Origin of the sequence: Pseudomonas sp. 313 (assembly GCF_000316965.1) — a bacterium.
Taxonomy (GTDB): domain Bacteria; phylum Pseudomonadota; class Gammaproteobacteria; order Pseudomonadales; family Pseudomonadaceae; genus Chryseomonas; species Chryseomonas benzopyrenica.
This window is the reverse complement of the sequence record NZ_ANBZ01000067.1, coordinates 72,454-96,336: the sequence shown is the minus strand read 5'-3', so window position 1 is coordinate 96,336 and position 23,883 is coordinate 72,454. Positions and strand designations below refer to the sequence as shown.

Below are 23,883 nucleotides of genomic sequence, written 5' to 3'. Positions count from 1 at the left end.
CCGGATCACGCCTGGGGCGCGTCCAGCTCCTCGATGGTCAGGTTGCGGTTGGTGAACACGCAGATGTCACCGGCGATATTCAGGGAGGTCTCGGCGATCTCGCGGGCACTGAGGTCGGTATGCATGAGCAGGGCGCGGGCGGCGGCCTGGGCATAGGCGCCACCGGAGCCCATGGCGATCAGGCCTTCTTCGGGTTCCACCACGTCGCCGTTGCCGGTGATGATCAGGGAGGCGTCCTTGTTGGCGACTGCCAGCATGGCTTCCAGGCGGCGCAGGGCACGGTCGGTGCGCCAGTCCTTGGCAAGCTCGACGGCGGCGCGGACCAGATGACCCTGGTGCTTTTCGAGTTGCGCCTCGAAGCGCTCGAAGAGGGTAAAGGCGTCGGCGGTACCGCCAGCGAAACCGGCCAGCACCTCGCCCCGGTACAGCCGCCGGACTTTCTTGGCATTGCCTTTCATGACGGTGTTGCCCAGGGAAACCTGGCCGTCGCCGCCGATCACGACCTTGCCGTTGCGGCGTACAGAAACGATGGTGGTCAAGGGAATCTCTCCGCGTTGCTTGGGGCATCGGCCCCGGTTACGCGGAGATATGGGGATGGCCGCGGCGCCCTTCAAGCATCACGGCGAGGGGATTCGCCGGGCGAGAGCCGGTTCACGGCCTGGCGAGCTAGCGCCAGACCGGGCGAAAAAACCTGAGGACCCGGAGTTATAGGCATTCCAGAGGTCTTTTCACACCGTCTGGCCGACGTGCAACCGGCCGTGGACCGGTTTCAGTGACCGCGGCGTTGCTGCAGCAACAGATTCTTGAAGCCGCTGCCGGCGAGTTGTTTCTGCGCCTGGGTCAGCTGATCACGATCGCTGTAGGGACCGACCAGCACTCGGTACCAGGTGTCGTCCTTGACCTTGCCCGACTCCACCCGCACGTCCTGGCCGAGCATGATGATCTGGGCGCGGACCCGGTCGGCATCGGCCTGGGTACGGAAGGAGCCGGCCTGGAGGAAGAACAGGGTCACCGGCGGCTGGGCCTTGGTGGTGGCTTCCTTGGGCGGCGTCGCAGCGGGCTGGCCCGGAGCGGTGCCTGGCGTGGTCGGCGTCGCGGTGGTCGGCTGGCCGGGCTGCGCCGGGGTCGCCGCGGCATCCGGTTTGGCCGGGGTGGTCGGCTTGGCGGCCGGCGTGCGCGGCACGGCGTCCGGCGGCACGATCACCTCGGATTCGGGCAGCAGGGTATAGAAGTCGTACTTGGGCTTGATCGGCGTGGGCGGCGTGCCTTCGGTCTTGCCAGCAGCGGTCGACGCCTTGCCGTTGCCCGCCGCGGCCGCCGGGCGGCCTTCTTCCGGCTTGGCGCGTTGCACCGCCTTGTTGCCCGGTTCGAGCTTCATCAGGAACACGACGAAGGCGCCGATGGCCAGACCCGACGCGAGCCAGACCCAGCCGGGCAGGGGCTGTTTCTTGGGGGCCGAGGTATTGCGACTGGCGCCGCGCTTGGGTGGGGCTTTCTTGGCCATCAGGCGGTGATCCGTCTCTTACATGCGTTCCAGGGTATGCAGACCGAGCAGTTCCAGGCCCTGCTTGAGGGTGTGTCCGGTGAGCGCGGCCAGGCGCAGGCGGCTCTGGCGCAATTCGGGGTCCTCGGCGGTCAGGATCGGGCAGTTCTCGTAGAAGCTGGAGAACAGCCCGGCCAGGTCATAGAGGTAGCTGCACAGCAGGTGCGGGGTGCCCTTGTCGGCGACGCTGGCGAGGATCTCGCCGAATTGCGCCAGGCGGCCGCCCAGGTCCTGCTCCTGCGGGGCGTCCAGGCGGATGCGGCCGGTGGGCTCGCTCTGCCCGGCCTTGCGCAGCACGCTGGCGACCCGGGTGTAGGCGTACAGCAGGTAGGGCGCGGTGTTGCCCTCGAAGCTGAGCATCTGCTCGAAGTTGAAGCTGTAGTCGCTGGTGCGGTGCTTGGACAGGTCGGCGTACTTGACCGAGGCGATACCCACCACGCGGCCGATGTGGCGCAGTTCGTCTTCGCTGAAGGGTGTCTCGCCACGCTCGGCGCGTCCGGCATTGCGCTCCTTGACCAGTTGGTAGGCACGCTCTTCGGCTTCGTCGAGCAGGTCGACCAGCTTGACGGTGCCGCCATCACGGGTCTTGAAGGGGCGGCCATCGGCGCCGTTCATGGTGCCGAAGCCCATGTGTTCGAGTTGCATGGCCGGATCGACGAAGCCGGCGCGACGCGCCACCTCGAAGGCCATCTGGAAGTGCAGGGCCTGGCGCTGGTCGACGAAGTAGAGCGCGCGATCGGCCTGCAGCTGGCGGCTGCGATAGCGCATGGCGGCGAGGTCGGTGGTGGAATAGAGATAGCCACCGCCGGCCTTCTGTACGATCACCGGCAGCGGATTGCCCTCGGCGTTCTTGAATTCGTCGAGGAAGACGCAACGGGCGCCGTCGCTTTCGGTTAGCAGTCCGGCGGCCTCCAGATCGGCGACCACCTGGGCCAGGTCGTCGTTGTAAGCGCTCTCGCCCTTGACGTCCGCCGGGGTCAGACGGACGTTGAGGCGATCGTAGACCTCCTGGCAGTGGGACAGGGAGACGGCATTGAAGCGCTCCCAAAGACGCAGGCAATGGGCATCGCCCGCCTGCAGCGCCACTACCAGCTCGCGGGCCCGCGCGGCGAACTCCGGCGAGGCGTCGAAGCGGCCCTTGGCCGCGCGGTAGAAGACCTCCAGGTCGGCCAGCTCGCCTTCGGCGGCCTGGGGCTGTTCTTCCATGTAGGCCAGCAGCATGCCGAACTGGGTACCCCAGTCGCCGACGTGGTTCTGGCGGATCACCTCGTCGCCGAGGAACTCCAGCACCCGCGCCACGGCGTCGCCGATGATGGTGGATCTCAGGTGGCCGACGTGCATCTCCTTGGCCAGGTTCGGCGAGGAGAGGTCCACCACCACGCGCTGGCGTGGGTCGTGCGTGGGTACGCCCAGTTGCGGATCGGCGAAGGCCGCATCCAGCCGCGCGGCCAGTTGCGCGTGATTCTGGAAGAAGTTGAGGAAGCCGGGGCCGGCGATCTCCACCTTGCTCACCGCCGGATCGGCGGGCAGGGCGGCCAGCAGCTTCTCGGCCAGGTCACGGGGTTTGGCGCGGGCCGGCTTGGCCAGCAGCAGGGCGACGTTGCTGGCGAAGTCGCCGTGGCTCTTGTCCTTGGTATTCTCGACCTGGATGGCCGGCGCCACGTCGGCCGGCAGGGTGCCGTCGGCGATCAGGCGGTCGAGGGCGTGCTGGATGAGCTGGCGGATGCTGTCTTTCATGGTCATTGGCCTTCGGCGTGCGCCGGGCGCGCACTGCGATGAAAACCCGGCATTATCCGTGGCGAGCCCGGCCTTGCCAATGGTAAGCCAGTGCCACTAGAAGAGATCGATGGGATCGACGTCCAGGGACCAGCGCACCTGGCGCGCTTCCGGCAGGCTTTCCAGTTGGGCCACCCAGATGCCCAGCAGCCGGTGCAGAGGCGCACGGCTGCTGCTCTGCAGCAGCAGCTGGGCGCGATGGCGACCGGCGCGCCGCTCCATGGGCGCCGGTACCGGGCCGAGCAACTCCACCTGGGGCAGGGCGAGATTGACCGCCAGGCCTTCGGCGACGTGATAGGCCGCTTCGAGAAAATTCTCCACCTGATCCTGGCGATGGGCATCGGCGCGCAGCAGCGCCAGATAGGCGAAGGGCGGCAGACCGGCGGCGCGGCGCTCCTGCAGCGCCTGGCGGGCAAAGGCCGGATAGCCTTCCTCGGCCAGCTGCACCATCAGCGGATGATCGGCCAGGTGGGTCTGGATCAGCACCTGGCCCGGTTCCTCGGCGCGCCCGGCGCGCCCGGCGACCTGGACGATCTGCTGCGCCATGCGCTCGCTGGCGCGGAAGTCGGCGGAAAACAGCCCACTGTCGGCGTCCAGCACGGCCACCAGGGTCACCTTGGGAAAGTGGTGCCCCTTGGCGAGCATCTGGGTGCCGACCAGGATGCAGGGCACCCCGCTATGAATGGTGCGCAAGAGCTTGCCCAGGGCGTCCTTGCGCGCGGTGGTGTCGCGGTCGATGCGCAGCACCGGGATGTCTGGAAAGAGCAGCTGCAGGCGTTCCTCGGCGCGCTCGGTGCCGGCGCCCACCGGGCGCAGGTCGAGCTTGCCGCAGGAAGGGCAATGACGCGGCGGCGCCTGGCGGTGATCACAATGATGGCAGCGCAGCTCACCGGAGCCGCGGTGGTAGGTCATGCGCGCATCGCAGCGCGGGCACTGGGCCAGCCAACCGCAGTCGTGGCAGAGCAGGGTAGGGGCGAAACCACGCCGATTGAGGAACACCAGCACCTGCTGGCCGCGCTCCAGGGTCGCGCCCATGGCCTTGAGCAGTGGCTGGGACAGACCGCTGTCGAGCGGGCGACTGCGCACGTCCAGGCGCTCGAAGCGTGGCGGCTGGGCACCGCCGGCGCGCAGTGACAGGCGCAGGTGGGCATAGCGCCCCTGATCGGCGTTGTGCAGGCTCTCCAGCGAAGGGGTGGCCGAGCCCAGCACCACCGGCAGATTCTCGAAGCGCGCGCGGACCACGGCCAGGTCACGGGCGTGGTACCTGAGGCCTTCCTGCTGTTTATAGGAGGCGTCGTGTTCTTCGTCGACGATGATCAGCCCGGGGTGCTTGAGCGGGGTGAACAGCGCCGAGCGGGTGCCCACCACGATATCCAGTTCGCCATCGCGAGCGGCCAGCCAGATGTCCATCCGCTCGCGATCGGTCAGCGCCGAGTGCAGCAGGGCGATGCGCGCATTGAAGCGCTGCTCGAAGCGGCCCAGGGTCTGGGGGCCCAGGTTGATCTCGGGAATCAAGAGCAGCGCCTGGCGTCCCGCTTCCAGGGTGGCGCGGATCAGCTGCAGATAGACCTCGGTCTTGCCGCTGCCGGTCACCCCTTCCAGCAGATAGCAGTGGAAGCCGCTGTCGGCGCGGACCGCTTCGTAGGCCAGGCGCTGCTCGCCGTTGAGCGGCAATTCGGCCTGGGCGAGCCAGGAGCCCTGGTGCCGGGTCGGCTGGTGATAGCGGGTCTCCACCTTGACCAGGCCCTTGGCCTGGAGGAGGTCGAGACTGTCCTTGACCAGGCCGAGCTGGCCAAGCAATTCGTGCAGCACGCCATGGGGATGCTGGCGCAGGGTCTTGAGCGCCTCGCGCTGGCGCGGCGCCCGGGCCAGGCGTGGATCTTCCGGGCGGGCATCGGGCTGGGCGATCCAGAAACGCTGCAGCCGGCGCTCGGCCGGCTCCCCCTGACGCAAAAGGGCAGGAAGTGCCCAGCTCAGGGTGTCGCCGAGGCTGTGCTGATAGTACTGGGCGGACCACTGGCAGAGTTCGAACAGGGCGCTGGGCAGCGGCGGGCGCTCGTCGAGCAGTTGCAGGGCCTTGCGCAGCTTGTCCGGCGGCACCTCGGTTTCCTGGGCCACCTCGATCAGCACCCCGACCACCTCACGGCGACCGAAGGGCACCCGCAGTCGCACGCCGGGGCGCAACTGCTCCTCCACCGCGCCCTTGGGCGGCAGATAGTCGAACAGGCGGCGCAGGGGGGAAGGCAGCGCCAGGCGCAGGATCAGGGGCACGGCAGGGCTCACAGATGTAAAGCCCGATGGTAGCAGACAGGCGGTGAGGGGGCTGCTTGCGCCTCCTATCCGCTCTGGTATGATTTGCAGCCCAAATCTGTGCGGTATCCGGCAATGGCGCCGGGTGGCGGCACAGCTAGACCCCGAGGATAGTTCCATGAAAGCTGATATCCATCCGCAGTACGATGCCATCGAAGCCACCTGCAGCTGTGGCAACGTCATCAAGACCCGCTCGACCCTGAGCAAGAACATTCACCTGGACGTCTGCTCCGAATGCCACCCGTTCTACACCGGCAAGCAGAAGGTCCTGGACGCTGGCGGCCGTATCGATCGCTTCAAGCAGCGCTTCGGCGTGTTCGGCAGCAGCAAGTAATGCGCTGCCGTCGACCATCTCCGCATGGTTCGACACTGAAAAAGGCGTCCCTCTGGGGCGCCTTTTTCGTTTCTACCCTGGCAATTGCGCCGCTGGCCCTGGCCGCGGCGTGCCCCTTGCTGCCGGGCGGCCAGGAGGTCGAGGTGCGGCAGGTGGTGGACGGCGATACCCTGCGCCTGGTCGATGGTCGCTCCGTGCGCCTGATCGGCATCAACGCACCGGAGCTGGGCAGGTCCGGCGGCACGGCGCAGCCCTATGCCGAGGATGCACGTCGACGCCTGCAGGCGCTGGTGGACGCCAGTGACGACCGCCTGCGCCTGGTCCCGGGTCGTGAGGCGACCGACCACTACGGTCGCACCCTGGCCCATCTCTATGACCGCCAGGGCCGCAATCTCGAAGCCCAGTTGATCGCCGAGGGTCTCGGCTACGCGGTGGCCATCGCGCCCAATACCCGACTGGCCGGCTGTCAGGTCGCGGCGGAAGGCGCGGCGCGCAAGGCTCGACTCGGTGTTTGGAAAAAGGACCCCACCCTTTCCGCCACGCATATCCAGGAGAGTGGTTTCGCCGTGGTGCAGGGGCGCCTGCAGGGGATCGAACGCAACCGGGGCGGACTCTGGCTGCAGTTCGACGGCGATCTGGTGTTCAATGTGCCGAATCGCTTTGTGAATGCCTTCGCTGAGCTGCCACTGCAGCAATGGATCGGGCGCCAGCTCGAGGCACGGGGCTGGATCGTCGATCGCAGCCGTCGCCAGGAAGCGGGGCGGGCACGCTGGCAGCTTACCCTGAGCGATCCGCACATGCTGGGTTTGCGGGTTGAATCGTTTTAGCCGAAAGTCGTATTGCGATTGATTTCAGGCATATGGCCGATTGCTTGTGGCACCTTGAGTCTTTGCGTATTCTCGCCCGACCCAAGACCCACACCACGCGGATATACCAATAATGTCTGATCTCAAAACCGCCGCCCTCGAATACCATGCTCAGCCGCGTCCCGGCAAACTCAGCGTCGAGCTGACCAAGCCCACCGCGACCGCTCGTGACCTGTCCCTGGCCTACAGCCCCGGCGTCGCCGAACCGGTCCGCGAGATCGGCCGCGATCCCGAACTGGCCTACCGCTACACCGGCAAAGGCAACCTGGTCGCCGTGATCTCCGACGGTACCGCCATCCTCGGCCTGGGCAACCTCGGCCCGCTGGCCTCCAAGCCGGTGATGGAAGGCAAGGGCGTGCTGTTCAAGCGCTTCGCCGGTGTGGACGTCTTCGACATCGAGGTGGACGCCGAGAGCCCCCAGGCCTTCATCGACACCGTCAAGCGCATCTCCATCACCTTCGGTGGCATCAACCTGGAAGACATCAAGGCGCCCGAGTGCTTCGAGATCGAGCGCGCCTTGATCGAACAGTGCGACATCCCGGTCTTCCACGATGACCAGCACGGCACCGCCATCGTCACCGCCGCCGGCATGCTCAACGCCCTGGAAATCGCCGGCAAGCGCCTGGAAGACGCCAAGATCGTCTGCCTGGGTGCCGGTGCCGCCGCCATCTCCTGCATGCGCCTGCTGGCGAGCATGGGCGCCAAGGTCGAGAACATCTACATGATCGACCGTCAGGGCGTGGTCCACAGCGGCCGCAACGACCTGAACCAGTACAAGGCGGCCTTCGCCACCGAGACCAGCAAGCGCACCCTGGACGACGCCCTCGAAGGCGCTGACGTCTTCGTCGGTCTGTCCGGCCCCAACCTGCTGTCGGCCGAAGGCCTCAAGCGCATGGCGGCCAACCCTATCGTCTTCGCCTGCTCCAACCCGGATCCGGAAATCACCCCCGAGCTGGCCCACGCCACGCGCGACGACGTGATCATGGCCACCGGTCGTTCCGACTACCCGAACCAGGTCAACAACGTCCTGGGCTTCCCCTTCATCTTCCGTGGTGCCCTGGACGTCCGCGCCCGGGTCATCAACGAAGAGATGAAGATCGCCGCCGCCTTGGCCTTGCGTGATCTGGCCAAGCTGCCGGTGCCCAAGGAAGTCTGCGCCGCCTACAACGTCGACAGCCTGAGCTTCGGTCGTGAGTACATCATTCCCAAGCCCATGGATGCTCGTCTGATCACCCTGGTATCCGATGCCGTGGCCAAGGCCGCCATCGAGACCGGCGTGGCCACGCTGCCCTACCCGGCGAACTATCCGCTGAAGTCGGTGGATGACGTCTTCGCCAAGTAAGGCCCGAAGCAATAAAAAACCCCGCCACGGCGGGTTTTTTATTGGCTGGAGATCAGAAGATGTCCATGGGCACGTTTTCGCTGGAGGGCAGCGGCGTGCCGGGCGCCACGCCGGGCGGCAGTTCGTCCAGGCTCGGCGGGGTGTCCTCGCTCTTGAACAGCTCGAAGTAGGCGTTAGGCGTGCCGGGCGGCGCGGCGCGACCCGTGGTGGGATCGACACGGATGGAGACGATGCCGTCCGGTTCCTTGAGCTGATGCGGTGGCTTGTCCTTGAGCGCGGCGCCCATGTAGCTCATCCAGATCGGCAGGGCCACGGTACCGCCGAATTCCTGGCGGCCCAGGGTCTCGGGTTGGTCGAAGCCGGCCCACACAGTGGTCACGTAGTCGCCGTTGTAGCCGGAGAACCAGGTGTCCTTGGATTCGTTGGTGGTGCCGGTCTTGCCGGCCAGGTCGTTGCGGCCCAGTTCCAGCGCCTTGCGGCCGGTGCCGCGCTTGATCACGTCCTGCAGCATGCTGTTCATGATGAAGGCGTTGCGCGGATCGATGACCTGGGGGGCGAACACCGGCGCCGGATTGGCCGGGTCGGCGGCGGCGGTGTCGGCCGCCGGCGTGACCTCGACGCCCGGCGCGGTCGTGGCCTGCGCCTGCTGGGGCACCCGTGGCGCGGCCATGCGATAGACCACCTTGCCGTCGCGATCGGTCACGTGATCGACCACGTAGGGTGTCACCTTGTAGCCCTCGTTGGCGAACACCGACCAGCCGGTGGCCACTTCCAGCGGCGTCAGGCCCGGGGTGCCGAGAGCGAGCGACAGGTTGCGCGGCAACTGGTCGCGCTCGAAGCCGAAACGACTGACGTAATCCAGCGCATAGTCGATGCCGATGGCCTGCAGCACCCGGATGGACACCAGGTTGCGCGAGCGATAGAGGGCCTCGCGCAGGCGGATTGGGCCGAGGAAGGTGTTGTTGTCGTTCTTTGGCCGCCAGGCTTCGTCGGGATTCTCGTCCATGAAGACGATGGGCGCATCGTTGACCAGGCTGGCGGCGGTAAAGCCCTTCTCCAGCGCAGCGCTGTAGATGAACGGCTTGAAGCTGGAACCGGGCTGGCGCCGGGCCTGGGTGGCGCGGTTGTAGTTGCTCTGCTCGAAGGAGAAGCCGCCGATCAGGGCGCGAATGGCGCCATCCTGGGGGTCGAGGGAGACCAGGGCGCTCTGCGCCTTGGGAATCTGCGAGAACTTCAGGCTGCCATCGTCCTGGCGCTGCACCCGGATCAGGTCGCCGACCTTGACCACGTCGGCCGGACCGTTCGGGCGTGGCCCCAGGCTGTTGGCGCTGAGGTAGGGGCGTGCCCATTTCATCGAGTCCCAGGAGACCGCCTCTTCCTTGCCCTCGCGGGTCAGGACCAGGATGCCGCTCTTTTCCACCTGGGTGACCAGGGCCGGATCCTGACCGCCGACGATGCGCTGCTTCTGGATCAGCGCGGTCCATTCGGCGCGGCTGCGATTGGGCCACTGGGCCTCGGGGCCGCGATAGCCGTGCCGGCGGTCGTAATCGGTCAGGCCGTCACGTACGGCTTCGAACGCATCCGTCTGCAGCCGGCTGTCGATGGTGGTGTAGACCTGGTAGCCATCGGTGTAGGCATCGCCACCATAGCGACCGACCATTTCCGCCCGTGCCATCTCGGCGATGTAGGGGGCGTTGAGCTCAGGCACGGCGACGTGATGATAGGCCTCGAGCGGCTCGGCGATGCCGGCCTGGTAGGCCGCCTGATCGATATAACCGAGCTTGAACATGCGTTCGAGAATCCAATTGCGTCTTTCCAGGCTACGCTCAGGATTAGCGACCGGGTTGTAACGCGACGGCGCCTTGGGCAGACCGGCGATCATCGCCATCTGAGCGACGGTCAGGTCCTTGATGGACTTGCCGTAGTAGACCTGGGCGGCGGCCTCGATGCCGTAGGCGCGGTTGCCCAGGTAGATCTTGTTGACATAGAGCTCGAGGATCTCGTCCTTGGTCAGTTGGCGCTCGATTTGCAGCGCCAGGAGGATCTCGGTGAATTTGCGCGAGAAGCTGCGCTCGCTGGTCAGGAAGTAGTTCTTGGCGACCTGCATGGTGATGGTGCTGCCACCGGTCTGGATGTGTCCGGTCTTGACCAGCTGGCTCACTGCCCGTGCCAGGCTTTTCACATCCACGCCATAGTGATTGGCGAAGTTGTCATCCTCGGCGGAGAGCAGGGCATGGATGAAATCGGGCGGTATCTCGTTGAAACGCAGCGGCGAGCGGCGCATTTCGCCGAATTCGGCGATGAGTTTGCCGTCCGCGCTGAACACCCGCAGAGGGATCTGCAGTTGCACGTTACGCAGGGCATCGATGGAGGGCAGGCTGGGGCTGAGGTAGAGGAAGGCACCGCTGAGACCCAGCAACAGGCTGCAGACCAGGGCGACCAACGACCACCAGAAAAATTTCAGAACACGCATCAAGAGACTTTTCGAATGGAAAGAAGGAAAGGGCGACAGGTGACGGTCAGCCTACACGGCGTCGCCATTATAGGCGCGTTTGGCGGTTGGCCGCTATTTGCTCGGGTGTCAAGTCTGTTATCTAATGCCCGTCCGCGGAAGACCACCGTCGCTCATAGGGAACTGATGTGCTAGGGCTATTCAGAAAGAAGGCGAATACGCTGCTGGGTATCGACGTCAGTTCGACATCCGTGAAACTCATCGAGTTGAGCCGTGCAGGCGGGCGCTACCGGGTGGAAGCCTATGCGGTCGAACCTCTGCCGGCCAATGCCGTGGTGGAAAAGAACATCGCCGAGCTGGAGGGCGTGGGCCTCGCCATCGGCAGGGTGCTGGTCAAGGCGCGCAGTTCCGCACGCAGCGCCGCCGTGGCCGTCTCCGGCTCGGCGGTGATCGCCAAGACCATCGAGATGGATGCCGGCCTCACCGACGACGAGCTGGAAAACCAGATCAAGCTGGAAGCTGACCAGTACATTCCCTATCCGCTGGACGAGGTCGCCATCGACTTCGAGGTGCAGGGGCCGTCGCCACGCAACGCCGAGCGCGTCGAGGTGCTGCTGGCCGCTTGCCGGAAGGAAAACGTCGAGGTCCGCGAAGCGGCCCTGGCGCTGGCCGGCGTCTCGGCCAAGGTGGTCGACGTCGAGGCCTATGCCCTGGAGCGTGCCTACCAGTTGCTGGCCAATCAGCTCGGCGGCCATGTCGACGACCTGACCGTGGCGGTGGTCGACATTGGCGCCACCATGACCACCCTGAGCGTGCTGCACAACGGCAAGACCATCTACACCCGCGAGCAGCTGTTTGGCGGCCGCCAGCTCACCGAAGAGATCCAGCGCCGCTACGGCCTGTCGGTGGAGGAGGCCGGTCTGGCCAAGAAGCAGGGTGGCCTGCCTGACGACTACCAGAGCGAGGTACTGACGCCCTTCCGCGAGGCGGTGGTGCAGCAGGTGGCGCGCTCGCTGCAGTTCTTTTTCGCCGCTGGGCAATACAATGATGTGGACTACATCTTGCTTGCTGGAGGAACCGCGTCAATTTCCGGACTCGACCGCTTGATCCAGCAGAAAATCGGCACCCCCACGGTCCTGGCCAATCCCTTCGCCGACATGACCGTCAGCAACAAGGTCAATGCGGCGGCCCTGGCGGGTGACGCCCCGGCGCTGATGATCGCCTGCGGCCTGGCCATGAGGAGTTTCGACTAAATGGCCCGCATCAACCTCTTGCCCTGGCGGGAGCAGCTGCGCGAAGAAAGGCGCAAGCAGTTCCTGGTGATCCTGGGCGGCATCTTCGTGCTCTCGTGCGGCGCTGTGTTTCTCGGGGATCAGTACCTGTCCGGCGAGATCGCCCGTCAGGAGGCGCGCAATGCCTTCATCCAGCAGAACATCGCCCAGCTGGACGTGCGCATCAAGGAGATCAGCGAGCTCAAGACCCGGCGCCAGCAACTGCTGGCACGGATGAAGATCATCCAGGACCTGCAGGGCAACCGCCCGGTCATCGGCCACGTCTTCGATCAACTGGTGCGCACCCTGCCGGACGGCGTGTACTTCCGCGAGCTGAAGATGCAGGGCGACACCCTGTCCATCAGCGGCGAGGCGGAATCCAACAACCGGGTCTCCAACCTGATGCGTAATCTGGACGCCTCCGACTGGTTCGCTTCGCCTACGCTGATCGAGGTGAAGGCCACCACCGCCGGGGCGGTGGATCAGGCCAACACCTTCCAGCTCACCGTCAAGCAGACCCAGCCCGGCGCTCCTGCTCCGGCCCCGCTCGCCAAGGGAGGCAAACCATGAGTCTCGCCGATTCCCTGGCCAGCCTGCGCAAGGTCGACATCAACGAACTCAGCCTGGAGAACCTCGGTTCCTGGCCCAAGCCGGTCAAGGTCATCGCCTGCCTGCTGATCGTGCTGGTGGTGCTCCTGCTCGGCTATCAGTTCCATCTCAGCGACATGCAGGCGCAGCTGGACAGCCAGCGCACTCAGGAAGAAACCCTCAAGCAGCAATACGCCAGCAAGGCCTTCCAGGCCGCCAATCTGGATGCCTACAAGCAGCAGATGGTCGAGATGGAAGAGTCCTTCGGCGCGCTGCTGCGGCAACTGCCCGGCGATACCGAAGTGCCGGCGCTGCTGGAAGACATCACCCGCACCGGTCTGGGCAGTGGTCTGGAGTTCGAGCAGATCAAGCTCCTGCCCGAGGTGACACAGCAGTTCTATGTCGAGTTGCCGATCCAGATCACCGTGGTGGGCAATTATCATGACCTGGCGACCTTCGTCAGCAGCGTCTCCAGCCTGCCGCGCATCGTCACCCTGCACGACTTCGACCTCAAGCCGGTGGATGACCGAAACGCCAATGGCGGCGGCACGGTATCCGGGACCGGTGGCAAGTTGCGCATGAACGTCCTGGCCAAGACCTATCGCTACAACGACAAGGGGCTCGGCAAATGAGGACGCCTCTGTTGCTCTGCCTGCTGACCGGCGTGCTGGTCGGCTGCGGTTCCAGCGATACCAGCGATCTGCAGGCCTTCATGGACGAAACCCGCGCCAAGCCGCGCGGTTCCATCGAGCCGCTGCCGCAGTTCCGCGCCTACGAACCCTTCACCTATGCCGCTGCGGCGCTGCGCAGCCCCTTCCAGGCGCCGGTACGCATCGACCCCACGGTGCGCCAGCGCGGGACCGGCAACATCAAGCCGGACGTGAATCGGCCGAAGCAGTTTCTCGAAGGCTTCAACATCGAGACCTTCAGCATGGTGGGCATCCTGGCCAACGCCAGTGGCCGCTATGCGCTGGTCAACGGCGCCGGGGGCGTACATCGCGTCAAGGTGGGGGACTACCTGGGCCGCAATGACGGGCGCATCACCAAGATCACCGACGGTGAGATCGACGTGATCGAAATCGTCCCGGATGGCGAGGGTGGCTGGCTGGAACGGCCGCGCACCATCACCTTGAAGGAAAAGACTTAATGGGCGGGGCAAGTACAGTGAAGACGAATAGCGCAAGACGGCTGGGACTGGGATTGGCCTTGTTGCTGGGTAGCCTGGCCGGCCAGGTCCTGGCCGCCGATCTGCAGGCCTTGAACGTCGCCTCCCTGCCCGGGGATCGCATCGAACTCAAGCTGACCTTCGATCAGCCGGTGCCGATCCCCAAGGGCTACACCATCGAGCAGCCGGCGCGGATCGCTCTGGACCTGCCCGGCGTGGCCAACAAGCTGGGTACCAAGAGCCGCGAGCTGGGCAATGGCAATGCCCGCAGCGTGACGGTGGTCGAGGCGGGCAACCGGACCCGGCTGATCATCAACCTCACCAATCTGGCCAGCTACGACACCCGTGCCGACGGTCGCAACCTGTTCGTCACCATCGGCGGTACCGCGGGTCGCCAGGCGGCCGGCGCCCAGGCCAACCTGACGCCGAATCTGCCGCGCGCCGCGGCGCCGGCCACCGTGACCGCGCCGTCGTCCGCCCCGCTGCCCAGCGCCGTCACCCGCACGCCGCTGCCGCCGACCCAGGCCTCTTCCACCGTGGCGGCCATGACCGCGCCGCGGCCGCAACTGCGCGGCAAGGCGATCCGTCATCTCGACTTCCAGCGGGGTCCCCAGGGCGAGGGCAACGTGGTCATCGACCTGAGCGAGACCGGCATCAACCCGGACATCCAGGAGCAGGGCGGCAAGATCCGCCTGACCTTCGCCGGCACTCAGTTGCCTGAGGAGTTGCGGGTACGGCTGGACGTCAAGGACTTCGCTACCCCAGTGCAATTCGTCAACGCCTCGGCTGACAGCGGTGGCGCCTCCATCGTCATCGAACCGACCGGGACCTACGACTACCTGGCCTACCAGACCAACAATCGCCTGACCCTGAGCGTCAAGCCGCTCACCACCGAGGAAAAGGAAAAGCGCGCAGCCGATCGCTTTACCTACACCGGCGAAAAGCTGTCGCTGAACTTCCAGGACATCGACGTCCGTTCGGTGCTGCAGCTGATCGCCGACTTCACCAACCTCAACCTGGTGGCGAGCGACACCGTGCAGGGCAACATCACCCTGCGCCTGCAGAACGTACCCTGGGATCAGGCGCTGGACTTGATCCTCAAGACCAAGGGCCTGGACAAGCGCCAGATCGGCAACGTGCTGCTGGTCGCGCCGGCCGACGAGATCGCCGCGCGTGAGCGCCAGGAGCTGGAATCCCAGAAACAGATCCAGCAGCTCGCTCCCCTGCGGCGCGACCTGATCCAGGTCAACTATGCCAAGGCCGCCGACATCGCCAAGCTGTTCCAGTCGGTGACCAGTGCCGACAAGACCGCCGACGAGCGTGGCTCCATCTCGGTGGACGAGCGTACCAACAGCATCATCGCCTACCAGACCCAGAATCGCCTGGACGAACTGCGGCGCATCGTCTCGCAGCTGGACATCCCGGTACGTCAGGTGATGATCGAGGCGCGGCTGGTGGAAGCCAATGTCGACTACAGCAAGCAGCTGGGCGTGCGCTGGGGCGGCAATACTCGCCAGGGCAATTTCTCAGTCTATGGCAAGGATGGCGCGACGACCGTTGATAGCACCACTAACCAGGCTTTCCTGCCTGGAACCAGCACCATCGGTAACGTCACCGCCGCCACTGGCCTCGCGCCCACGCCCTTCGTGGACATGGGCGTCTCCGGCAGCACTTCGGGCATCGGCATCGGTTTCATGGCTGGTGGTCAGATGCTCGACCTGCAGCTGTCCGCTCTGCAATCCAGCGGCAATGGCGAGATCATCTCCCAGCCCAAGGTAGTGACCTCGGACAAAGAAACCGCCAAGATCCTGCGCGGTACCGAGATTCCCTACCAGGAAGCCAGTTCCAGCGGTGCCACCAGCACCAGCTTCAAGCAGGCCGCGCTGTCGCTGGAGGTCACGCCGCAGATCACCCCGGACAACCGCATCATCATGGAGGTCAAGGTCAACAAGGATGCCCCTGACTACCAGAATGCGCTCAATGGCGTGCCGCCGATCAGCAAGAACGAGGTCAATGCCAAGGTCCTGGTGAGCGATGGCGAGACCATCGTGCTGGGCGGGGTGTTCTCCAACACCCAGACCAAGTCCACCACCAAGGTGCCGATGCTGGGGGATATCCCCTATGTCGGCCGGCTGTTCCGCCGGGATTCGGTCACCGACAGCAAAGTCGAGCTGCTGATCTTCCTCACGCCGCGTATCATGAACAACCAGGCGATAGCGGTTGGTCGATGACATAAGTGCGTAATCTGTTTCTCGTAGGACCGATGGGCTCGGGCAAGAGCACCATCGGCCGGCTCCTGGCGAAGGAATTGCGGCTGCCGTTCAAGGATTCCGACAAGGTAATCGAAGAACGTACCGGTGCCGACATCCCCTGGATCTTCGATGTGGAAGGCGAGCAGGGCTTTCGCGAGCGCGAACGCGCCGCGATCGCTGAGCTGTGCGCGGAGAACGGCCTGGTGATGGCTACCGGCGGGGGTGCCGTGCTGCGCGAAGACAATCGTCAGGCGCTCAAGCGTGGCGGGCGGGTCATCTACCTGCATGCCTCCATCGAGCAGCAGATCGAGCGCACCTCCCGGGATCGCAATCGACCGCTGCTGCAGACCGCCGATCCCGCGGCGGTGCTGCGCAATCTCATGGCCATGCGCGATCCGCTGTATCGGGAGATCGCCGACATCATCATCGAGACCGACGAGCGGCCACCCCGGATGGTCGTGCTGCAGATACTCGACCGTCTGAAAGCCCTGGCACCGCATTAAAGCCGCGAGCGTTCTGCGCTATGCTAGGCGCCCTTTGAATCAAGGTGACGGCATGCGGACTCTTCACGTCGAGCTCGGTGAGCGCAGCTACCCGATCTACATCGGCCAGGGCCTTCTGGATCGACCGGAATGCGTCCTGCCCCATCTCGCCGGGCGCAAGGTGGCGATCGTCACCAACGAAACCATCGCGCCGCTCTATCTGGAGCGTCTGCTGCGCACCCTGGGCGATCGCCCGGTCAGCTCGATCGTGCTGCCCGATGGCGAGGCGCACAAGAACTGGGAGACCCTGCAGCTGATCTTCGACGGCCTGCTGCAGGATCGCCATGATCGCAAGACCACCCTCATCGCCCTGGGCGGCGGGGTGATCGGCGACATGGGCGGTTTCGCCGCGGCCTGCTATCAGCGCGGAGTGGACTTCATCCAGGTGCCGACCACGCTGCTGTCCCAGGTCGATTCCTCGGTGGGCGGCAAGACCGGCATCAACCACCCGCTGGGCAAGAACATGATCGGCGCCTTCTACCAGCCCAAGGCCGTGGTCATCGATACCGACAGCCTGGCGACCCTGCCGGCGCGCGAACTCTCGGCGGGTCTGGCCGAGGTCATCAAGTACGGCCTGATCTGCGACGAGCCCTTCCTCGGCTGGCTCGAAGAGCATGTCGAGGCGCTGCTGGCACTGGATCAAAGCGCACTCACCGAAGCCATCGAGCGCTCCTGCGCGGCCAAGGCCCAAGTGGTGGGCAGCGACGAGCGCGAGTCGGGTCTGCGGGCGATCCTCAACCTCGGCCATACCTTCGGTCACGCCATCGAGACCCACCAGGGCTATGGCGTCTGGCTGCACGGCGAGGCGGTTGCCGCCGGCATGGTCATGGCGCTGCAGATGTCCCTGCTGCTGGGCTGGCTCAGTGCCGCGCAACGCGACCGCGCCATTCGCCTGCTGGTTAAGGCCAAGCTGCCCGTGGTACCGCCGGCGGACATGCAGCCGGCCGATTTCGAACGCCTCATGGCGGTGGACAAGAAGGTCCTGGATGGACAACTCCGGCTGGTACTGCTCAGTGACCTGGGCCAGGCCGTGGTGACCGCCGACTTCGCCCGCGACATTCTCGAGCAGACGCTGCGTACCGATTACCAAGCGCTGACCGCCCAGTAAGGAGAACAAGAGAGTCCCATGTCCAATCTGCACGCCGACGAAGCCTTCCTCGGTCACTATCAGTTCACTCACGACCCGTTCGCCGCCCGCGTTCCCGGTTTCAAATTCTTTCCGGCCCAGCGCAAGCCGGTGCTGGGCCAGTTGCATCACCTGGCCCGCTACAGCCAGCTGCTGCTGGTGGTCAGTGGTCCCGACGGCAGTGGCAAGACGCTGCTGCGCCAGGCGCTGGCGGCCAGTACCAAGAAGGAGGCCGTGCACTGCGTGGTGATTTCCGCGCAGAACGGCGGTGACGCCCGCACCGTGCTGGCCCAGGTCGCCAAGGGCGTTGGCGCCGACAGCCAGACGCCGGCGGCCATTCTCGCGCAGGCGGCGGAAGTGCGCCTGGCGGGGCAGGAGGTCTACATCCTGGTGGATGACGCCGAGGCCCTGGCCACTCCCGCGCTGGAAGCCCTGCTGGAACTGGCCGGGGGCAGCGAAAAGGAGCGCCTGCACGTCTTCCTGTTCGGCGAAGCGGAAGTGGTGATGCGCCTGGAGGACATCGCCCAGGGCGAAGAGCGCTATCACGCCATCGAGTTGCTGCCCTACAGCGAGAGCGAGGCCGAGGAGTACCTGGCCCAGCGCCTGGAAGGTGCCGGCCAGGGCCTGGAGATCTTTACCGACGAGCAGCTCGCGACTATCCACGAGCGCTCCGGCGGCTGGCCCGGTCGGCTCAACGAAGAAGCCCGGGATGTGCTGGTGGCCGGCATGAGCGCCCGGCGCAAGAAGGCCGCCGCACCGGTGAAAGGCTCGCGCAATCTGCTGGCGGCCCTGCCGCGCAAGCATCTGGTCATTCTCGGGGTGGTGGTGCTGGCGGTGGGCGCCGCCGCCCTGTCGCTCAAGGGCGGCAAGAGCGAGGCCCCGGCGACCGCGACCACGGGGCAGGACCTGCCCATGGGCGGTCAGAACACGGCGTCTGCCGGCAAGGACGCCCAGGGTGCGCCCATCCAGTTCGACGGCTCTTCCAAGCCGCTGCCCCTGCCGCTGGTGGGTGAGTCGCAGCCGGTCATCCGTGAACCCTTGGCGGAAGCGGCGGGCGGTCGTCAGGCGGGTACCGCCGCGGGCAACGACATGGGTGCGGGCGGCGTGCCGCCAACCGTGACCACCGATGCCCCACCCATCAGTGACGAGGACGAACTGCCCAGCCGCACGCCGGCGCGTACTCCAGCGGCCAGCGCTCCGGCAGTGGCGGCTCCGGCGCCCCGGCATACCGCGCCTGCGCCTACCCCTGCACCGGCACCGGCACCGACCAAGCCGGCTCCGGCTGCAGCGCCCGCTCATGCTGGCAGCGCAGCGGCGGGTTGGTACGGTAGTCAGGCGGGCAGCAAGTACGCCTTGCAGGTGGTGGGTACCAGCACCGAGAAGGCGGCGCAGGACTTCATCGCCGCCCAGGCCGACAGTGGCAACTTCCGCTATTTCAAGAAGAGCTACCAGGGCAAGGCGCTCTATGTGGTGACCTACGGCAACTTCGCCAATCGGGCAGCGGCCGAAGCGGCCGTCAAGCAGTTGCCAGCCAAGGTGCAGGCCAGCAAACCCTGGCCGCGGACCTTCGCCAGCATCCAGCAGGACATCGCCACCAGTCGCTGATTCTTGCCTGCTACGCAAAGAAAGCCCCGGTGCTATCACGAGAGTGATGCCGGGGCTTTCTTTTTTGCGTCATCGAATTTTCATCAGGTGTCATCAGTGTTTGTTGCAAGCGATTTTTTCGCTACACTGGTCAGCCTTTGACTGTCCGAAAAAAGTTCAAATAAGCGGACCGTTTTGTGATGCCTTCGCAATAACCTGATTGCCGGTGAGAGCGCTATGAAAGCAGGCCTGTTCAATCCCGATAGCTTCAAGGACAACTGCGGCTTCGGCCTGATCGCCCATATGCAGGGCGAGCCCAGCCATGACCTGCTGGAAACGGCCATCGAAGCCCTGACTTGCATGACCCACCGGGGCGGTATCAACGCAGACGGCAAGACCGGTGACGGTTGCGGTCTGCTCATGCAGAAGCCGGACGCCTTCCTGCGCGCCATCGCCCAGGAGCAGTTCGGCGCCGAGTTGCCCGAGCAGTACGCCGCGGGCGTGGTGTTCTTCAACCAGGACGAGGCCCGCGCCGAACAGGCCCGCGCCAACATGAACCTGGAGATCGAGGCCGCTGGTCTGACCCTGGTCGGCTGGCGCAAGGTACCCATCGACACCTCGGTACTGGGCGAGCTGGCCCTGGCGCGACTGCCGCGCATCGAGCAGGTGTTCGTCGCCGGTCCGGGTCTCGACGACCAGCAGTTCGGGGTCAAGCTGTTCTCCGCCCGCCGCCGTTCCTCAGTGCGCAACGCCGAAGACGCCGAGCACTACATCTGCAGCCTGTCGTCCCGCGTCATCGTCTACAAGGGCCTGATGATGCCGGCGGATCTCGCCGCCTTCTATCCGGACCTCGGCGATCCGCGCCTGGCTACCGCCATCTGCGTGTTCCACCAGCGTTTCTCCACCAACACCCTGCCGAAGTGGCCGCTGGCGCAGCCCTTCCGCTATCTCGCCCACAACGGCGAGATCAACACCATCACCGGCAACCGCAACTGGGCCCAGGCGCGGCGGACCAAGTTCGTCAACGAACTGATCCCGGATCTCGACCAGCTCGGTCCGCTGGTCAACCGCGTCGGTTCCGACTCCTCCAGCATGGACAACATGCTGGAGCTGCTGGTGACCGGCGGCATGGACCTGTTCCGCGCCGTGCGCATGATCATTCCGCCGGCCTGGCAGAACGTCGAGACCATGGACGCCGATCTGCGCGCCTTCTACGAATTCAACTCCATGCACATGGAGCCCTGGGACGGTCCGGCCGGTGTGGTGCTGACCGAAGGCCGCTACGCGGTCTGCCTGCTCGACCGCAACGGCCTGCGCCCGGCGCGCTGGGTGACCACCAAGAACGGCTACATCACCCTGGCTTCGGAAGTCGGCGTCTGGAACTACCAGCCCGACGACGTCATCGCCAAGGGCCGGGTCGGCCCGGGCCAGATCCTGGCCGTGGACACCGAGACCGGCGAGGTGCTGCAGACCGACGACATCGACAATCGTCTCAAGGCGCGCCATCCCTACAAGCAGTGGCTGCGCAAGAACGCCATGCGCATCCAGGCGACCCTGGACGACCATGATCACGGTTCGGCCTTCTACGACCAGGATCAGCTGCGCCAGTACATGAAGATGTTCCAGGTCACCTTCGAGGAGCGTGACCAGGTGCTGCGTCCGCTGGGCGAGCAGGGCCAGGAAGCCGTGGGCTCCATGGGCGACGACACCCCGATGGCGGTGCTGTCGCGGCGCATCCGTTCGCCCTACGACTACTTCCGCCAGCAATTCGCCCAGGTCACCAATCCGCCGATCGACCCGCTGCGCGAGTCCATCGTCATGTCCCTGGAGACCTGCCTGGGTGCCGAGCGCAACGTCTTCGAGGAAACCGCCGAGCACGCCGATCGCGCCATCCTGAGCAGCCCGGTGATCTCGCCGGCCAAGTGGCGGACCATCCTCAACATGCCCAAGCCCGGCTTCGAGCATGTCACGATCGACCTCAATTACCCCGAGTCCATGGGGCTCGAGGCGGCGCTGCGCAACATCGTCGAGCAGGCCGAGGAAGCGGTGCGCGCCGGCAAGGTGCTGTTGGTGCTGACCGACCGCCACATCGAACCGGGCAAGCTGCCGGTGCATGCGGTGCTGGCCACCGGCGCCGTGCATCACCACCTGGTCAACCTGGGGCTGCGTACCAGCAGCAACATCCTGGTGGAGACCGCCACCGCCCGTGATCCGCACCACTTCGCCGTGCTGCTGGGCTTTGGCGCCACTGCGGTCTATCCGTTCCTGGCCTATGAGGTGCTGGGCGATCTGATCCGCACCGGCGAGGTGCTGGGCGACCTCTACGAGGTGTTCAAGTACTACCGCAAGGGCATCACCAAGGGCCTGCTCAAGGTGATCTCCAAGATGGGCATCTCCACCGTCGCCTCCTATCGCGGCGCCCAGCTGTTCGAGGCCGTGGGCCTGGCAGACGAGGTCACCGATCTGTGCTTCCCCGGCGTCACCAGCCGCATCAAGGGCGCGCGCTTCGTCGACCTGGAAGCCGAGCAGAAGCTGCTGGCCGGCGAAGCCTGGAACAACCGCAAGCCGATCCAGCCGGGTGGCCTGCTCAAGTTCGTCTATGGCGGCGAATACCATGCCTACAACCCGGACGTGGTCAATCTGCTGCAGGCCGCCGTGCAGCAGGGCGACTACGCCAAGTTCCGCGAATACACCGCGCTGGTGGACCAGCGCCCGGTGGCGATGATCCGCGACCTGCTCAAGGTCAAGACCAGCGACCAGCCCCTGGCGCTGGAAGAGGTCGAGCCGCTGGCCAACATCTTCACCCGCTTCGATGCTGCCGGGATCTCCCTGGGCGCCCTGTCGCCGGAAGCCCACGAGGCCCTGGCCGAGGCCATGAACCGCCTGGGCGGCCGCTCCAACTCCGGTGAGGGCGGTGAGGATCCGGCGCGCTACGGCACCATCAAGAGCTCCAAGATCAAGCAGGTGGCCACCGGCCGCTTCGGCGTCACTCCCGAGTACCTGGTCAATGCCGAGGTCTTGCAGATCAAGGTGGCCCAGGGCGCCAAGCCGGGCGAGGGCGGTCAGCTGCCCGGCGGCAAGGTCAACGGCCTGATCGCCAAGCTGCGCTATGCGGTACCCGGCGTGACCCTGATCTCGCCGCCGCCGCACCACGACATCTATTCCATCGAAGACCTGTCGCAGCTGATCTTCGACCTCAAGCAGGTCAATCCCAAGGCGCTGGTATCGGTCAAGCTGGTGTCCGAGCCTGGCGTAGGCACCGTGGCCGCCGGTGTGGCCAAGGCCTATGCCGACCTCATCACCATCTCCGGCTACGACGGCGGTACCGGTGCTTCGCCGGTGACCTCCATCAAGTACGCCGGCTCGCCCTGGGAACTAGGCCTGGCCGAGGCGCACCAGACCCTGCGCGGTAACGATCTGCGCGGCAAGGTCCGGGTGCAGACCGACGGCGGCCTGAAGACCGGCCTGGACGTGATCAAGGCGGCCATCCTCGGCGCCGAGAGCTTTGGCTTCGGCACCGCGCCGATGATCGCCCTGGGCTGCAAATACCTGCGCATCTGCCACCTGAACAACTGCGCCACTGGCGTCGCCACCCAGAACGACCGGCTGCGCAAGGAACACTTCATCGGCACGGTGGAGATGGTGATGAATTTCTTCACCTTCATCGCCGAGGAAACCCGTGAGTGGCTGGCCAGGCTGGGCGTACGCAGCCTGGGTGAGCTGATCGGCCGTACCGATCTGCTGGAAATCCTGCCGGGCGAGACCGCCAAGCAGCAGCACCTGGACCTCACCCCGCTGCTGGGGAGCGATCACATTCCGGCCGAGAAGCCGCAATACTGCCAGGTGGAAAAGAACCCGCCGTTCGACCAGGGCCTGCTGGCCGAAGAAATGGTGCGCCTGTCGCTGCCCGGGATCGAAAAGCTCGAAGGCGGTGACTTCAGCCTCAGTATCGGCAACTGCGACCGCTCCATCGGTGCCCGTGTCTCCGGCGAAATCGCCCGGCGTCACGGCAACCAGGGCATGGTCAAGGCGCCGCTGACCTTCCGCTTCAAGGGCACCGCTGGCCAGAGCTTCGGCGTCTGGAACGCTGGCGGCCTGCACCTGTATCTGGAAGGCGATGCCAACGACTACGTGGGCAAGGGCATGACCGGCGGCAAGCTGGTCATCACCCCGCCCCAGGGCGCGTGCTTCAAGAGCCAGGAATCGGCCATCATCGGCAATACCTGCCTCTATGGCGCCACCGGTGGCAAGCTGTTCGCCGCTGGTACCGCCGGTGAGCGCTTCGGGGTGCGTAACTCCGGGGCCCACACCGTGGTGGAAGGCACCGGCGACCACTGCTGCGAGTACATGACCGGCGGCTTCGTCTGCGTCCTGGGCAAGACCGGCTACAACTTCGGCTCGGGCATGACCGGCGGCTTCGCCTATGTGCTGGACCTGGACAACGGCTTCTATGACCGGGTCAACCACGAACTGGTGGAGATCCAGCGCATCAACAGCGAGGCCATGGAGGCCTACCGCAGCCACCTGGAAGGGGTGCTGGCCGAATACGTGCGCGAGACCGGCAGCGCCTGGGGCAGCCATCTCCATGAGAACCTGGACGACTATCTGCGCAAGTTCTGGCTGGTGAAGCCCAAGGCCGCGAGCCTGGCCTCGCTGCTGGTCAGTACCCGCGCCCGTCCGGAATAACGACTTCGATGCCGGCTGCCCATGGCGCCGGTTTCACCGTGATAGC

At 65.7% G+C, this 23,883-nt stretch carries 17 protein-coding genes; 12 read left to right on the top strand and 5 right to left on the bottom strand.

Annotated features, from left to right (window positions below):
* Positions 1 to 5 precede the first annotated feature (5 nt).
* From hslV to C722_RS0113660, 4 genes are all read right to left on the bottom strand, one after another.
* Positions 6 to 539 (bottom strand): ATP-dependent protease subunit HslV, encoded by a 534-nt coding sequence (gene hslV, locus C722_RS0113675; RefSeq protein ID WP_017641034.1) that lies wholly within the window; start codon positions 537 to 539, stop codon positions 6 to 8.
* 230 nt (positions 540 to 769) lie between these two features.
* A complete protein-coding gene (locus C722_RS0113670; RefSeq protein WP_026083841.1) occupies positions 770 to 1,507 on the bottom strand; it encodes an SPOR domain-containing protein in 738 nt (245 codons plus the stop codon).
* A gap of 15 nt (positions 1,508 to 1,522) precedes the next feature.
* Positions 1,523 to 3,280 (bottom strand): arginine--tRNA ligase, encoded by a 1,758-nt coding sequence (argS, locus tag C722_RS0113665; protein WP_026083840.1) that lies wholly within the window; start codon positions 3,278 to 3,280, stop codon positions 1,523 to 1,525.
* 96 nt (positions 3,281 to 3,376) lie between these two features.
* Entirely contained in the window at positions 3,377 to 5,590 is a 2,214-nt protein-coding gene (locus tag C722_RS0113660; RefSeq protein WP_017641031.1) for a primosomal protein N', read from the bottom strand.
* Positions 5,591 to 5,747: 157 nt separating this feature from the next.
* Here C722_RS0113660 and rpmE point away from each other — a divergent pair, with 157 nt between their 5' ends.
* The 3 genes from rpmE to C722_RS0113645 all read left to right on the top strand — a co-directional run bounded on the left by rpmE (position 5,748) and on the right by C722_RS0113645 (position 8,171).
* Positions 5,748 to 5,963, top strand: coding sequence for a 50S ribosomal protein L31 (rpmE, locus tag C722_RS0113655; protein WP_007161618.1), 216 nt, complete (start codon positions 5,748 to 5,750; stop codon positions 5,961 to 5,963).
* Positions 5,963 to 6,790, top strand: a complete 828-nt coding sequence (locus C722_RS0113650) for a thermonuclease family protein (RefSeq protein ID WP_037063937.1) — start codon at positions 5,963 to 5,965, stop codon at positions 6,788 to 6,790. The genes rpmE and C722_RS0113650 overlap by 1 nt, the downstream gene beginning before the upstream one ends.
* Positions 6,791 to 6,902: 112 nt before the next feature.
* On the top strand, positions 6,903 to 8,171 hold the full coding sequence (locus C722_RS0113645; protein ID WP_017641029.1) for a malic enzyme-like NAD(P)-binding protein: 1,269 nt from the start codon (positions 6,903 to 6,905) through the stop codon (positions 8,169 to 8,171).
* Between the two features lie 52 nt (positions 8,172 to 8,223).
* Here C722_RS0113645 and C722_RS0113640 read toward each other — a convergent pair whose 3' ends face one another.
* Positions 8,224 to 10,644, bottom strand: coding sequence for a penicillin-binding protein 1A (locus tag C722_RS0113640; RefSeq protein ID WP_017641028.1), 2,421 nt, complete (start codon positions 10,642 to 10,644; stop codon positions 8,224 to 8,226).
* Positions 10,645 to 10,811: 167 nt separating this feature from the next.
* Between C722_RS0113640 and C722_RS0113635 the strand changes: the two genes are divergently transcribed.
* The 9 genes from C722_RS0113635 to gltB all read left to right on the top strand — a co-directional run bounded on the left by C722_RS0113635 (position 10,812) and on the right by gltB (position 23,837).
* Positions 10,812 to 11,876, top strand: a complete 1,065-nt coding sequence (locus C722_RS0113635; RefSeq protein WP_026083838.1) for a pilus assembly protein PilM — start codon at positions 10,812 to 10,814, stop codon at positions 11,874 to 11,876.
* Positions 11,877 to 12,464 (top strand): PilN domain-containing protein, encoded by a 588-nt coding sequence (locus C722_RS0113630; protein WP_017641026.1) that lies wholly within the window; start codon positions 11,877 to 11,879, stop codon positions 12,462 to 12,464.
* Positions 12,461 to 13,114: a type 4a pilus biogenesis protein PilO gene (pilO, locus tag C722_RS0113625; protein WP_017641025.1), complete on the top strand. Its 654-nt coding sequence runs from the start codon at positions 12,461 to 12,463 to the stop codon at positions 13,112 to 13,114. The genes C722_RS0113630 and pilO overlap by 4 nt, the downstream gene beginning before the upstream one ends.
* Positions 13,111 to 13,629 carry a pilus assembly protein PilP gene (locus tag C722_RS0113620; RefSeq protein WP_026083837.1) on the top strand — a complete coding sequence of 173 codons (519 nt, stop codon included), beginning with the start codon at positions 13,111 to 13,113 and terminating at the stop codon, positions 13,627 to 13,629. Before pilO ends, C722_RS0113620 begins: the two co-directional genes overlap by 4 nt.
* The gene (pilQ, locus tag C722_RS0113615; protein WP_026083836.1) at positions 13,629 to 15,878 is read left to right on the top strand and encodes a type IV pilus secretin PilQ; all 2,250 of its coding nucleotides are present in this window, start codon (positions 13,629 to 13,631) and stop codon (positions 15,876 to 15,878) included. The genes C722_RS0113620 and pilQ overlap by 1 nt, the downstream gene beginning before the upstream one ends.
* A gap of 5 nt (positions 15,879 to 15,883) precedes the next feature.
* Positions 15,884 to 16,402: a shikimate kinase AroK gene (gene aroK / locus C722_RS0113610; RefSeq protein ID WP_026083835.1), complete on the top strand. Its 519-nt coding sequence runs from the start codon at positions 15,884 to 15,886 to the stop codon at positions 16,400 to 16,402.
* A 52-nt stretch (positions 16,403 to 16,454) separates the two neighbouring features.
* Positions 16,455 to 17,549 carry a 3-dehydroquinate synthase gene (gene aroB, locus C722_RS0113605; RefSeq protein WP_017641021.1) on the top strand — a complete coding sequence of 365 codons (1,095 nt, stop codon included), beginning with the start codon at positions 16,455 to 16,457 and terminating at the stop codon, positions 17,547 to 17,549.
* 18 nt (positions 17,550 to 17,567) lie between these two features.
* A complete protein-coding gene (locus C722_RS0113600) occupies positions 17,568 to 19,172 on the top strand; it encodes an AAA family ATPase (RefSeq protein ID WP_017641020.1) in 1,605 nt (534 codons plus the stop codon).
* Positions 19,173 to 19,388: 216 nt separating this feature from the next.
* On the top strand, positions 19,389 to 23,837 hold the full coding sequence (gene gltB / locus C722_RS0113595) for a glutamate synthase large subunit (RefSeq protein WP_017641019.1): 4,449 nt from the start codon (positions 19,389 to 19,391) through the stop codon (positions 23,835 to 23,837).
* The last annotated feature ends 46 nt before the right edge of the window (positions 23,838 to 23,883 follow it).

Excerpts from the sequence above, each read along its gene's own strand:
- pilQ (WP_026083836.1), top strand. The coding sequence starts at position 13,629 with ATGGGCGGGGCAAGTACAGTGAAGACGAATAGCGCAAGACGGCTGGGA.
- C722_RS0113650 (WP_037063937.1), top strand. The coding sequence starts at position 5,963 with ATGCGCTGCCGTCGACCATCTCCGCATGGTTCGACACTGAAAAAGGCG.
- gltB (WP_017641019.1), top strand. The coding sequence starts at position 19,389 with ATGAAAGCAGGCCTGTTCAATCCCGATAGCTTCAAGGACAACTGCGGC.
- C722_RS0113640 (WP_017641028.1), bottom strand. The coding sequence starts at position 10,644 with ATGCGTGTTCTGAAATTTTTCTGGTGGTCGTTGGTCGCCCTGGTCTGC.
- C722_RS0113645 (WP_017641029.1), top strand. The coding sequence starts at position 6,903 with ATGTCTGATCTCAAAACCGCCGCCCTCGAATACCATGCTCAGCCGCGT.
- C722_RS0113630 (WP_017641026.1), top strand. The coding sequence starts at position 11,877 with ATGGCCCGCATCAACCTCTTGCCCTGGCGGGAGCAGCTGCGCGAAGAA.
- argS (WP_026083840.1), bottom strand. The coding sequence starts at position 3,280 with ATGAAAGACAGCATCCGCCAGCTCATCCAGCACGCCCTCGACCGCCTG.
- aroB (WP_017641021.1), top strand. The coding sequence starts at position 16,455 with ATGCGGACTCTTCACGTCGAGCTCGGTGAGCGCAGCTACCCGATCTAC.
- C722_RS0113620 (WP_026083837.1), top strand. The coding sequence starts at position 13,111 with ATGAGGACGCCTCTGTTGCTCTGCCTGCTGACCGGCGTGCTGGTCGGC.
- rpmE (WP_007161618.1), top strand. The coding sequence starts at position 5,748 with ATGAAAGCTGATATCCATCCGCAGTACGATGCCATCGAAGCCACCTGC.
- pilO (WP_017641025.1), top strand. The coding sequence starts at position 12,461 with ATGAGTCTCGCCGATTCCCTGGCCAGCCTGCGCAAGGTCGACATCAAC.
- C722_RS0113600 (WP_017641020.1), top strand. The coding sequence starts at position 17,568 with ATGTCCAATCTGCACGCCGACGAAGCCTTCCTCGGTCACTATCAGTTC.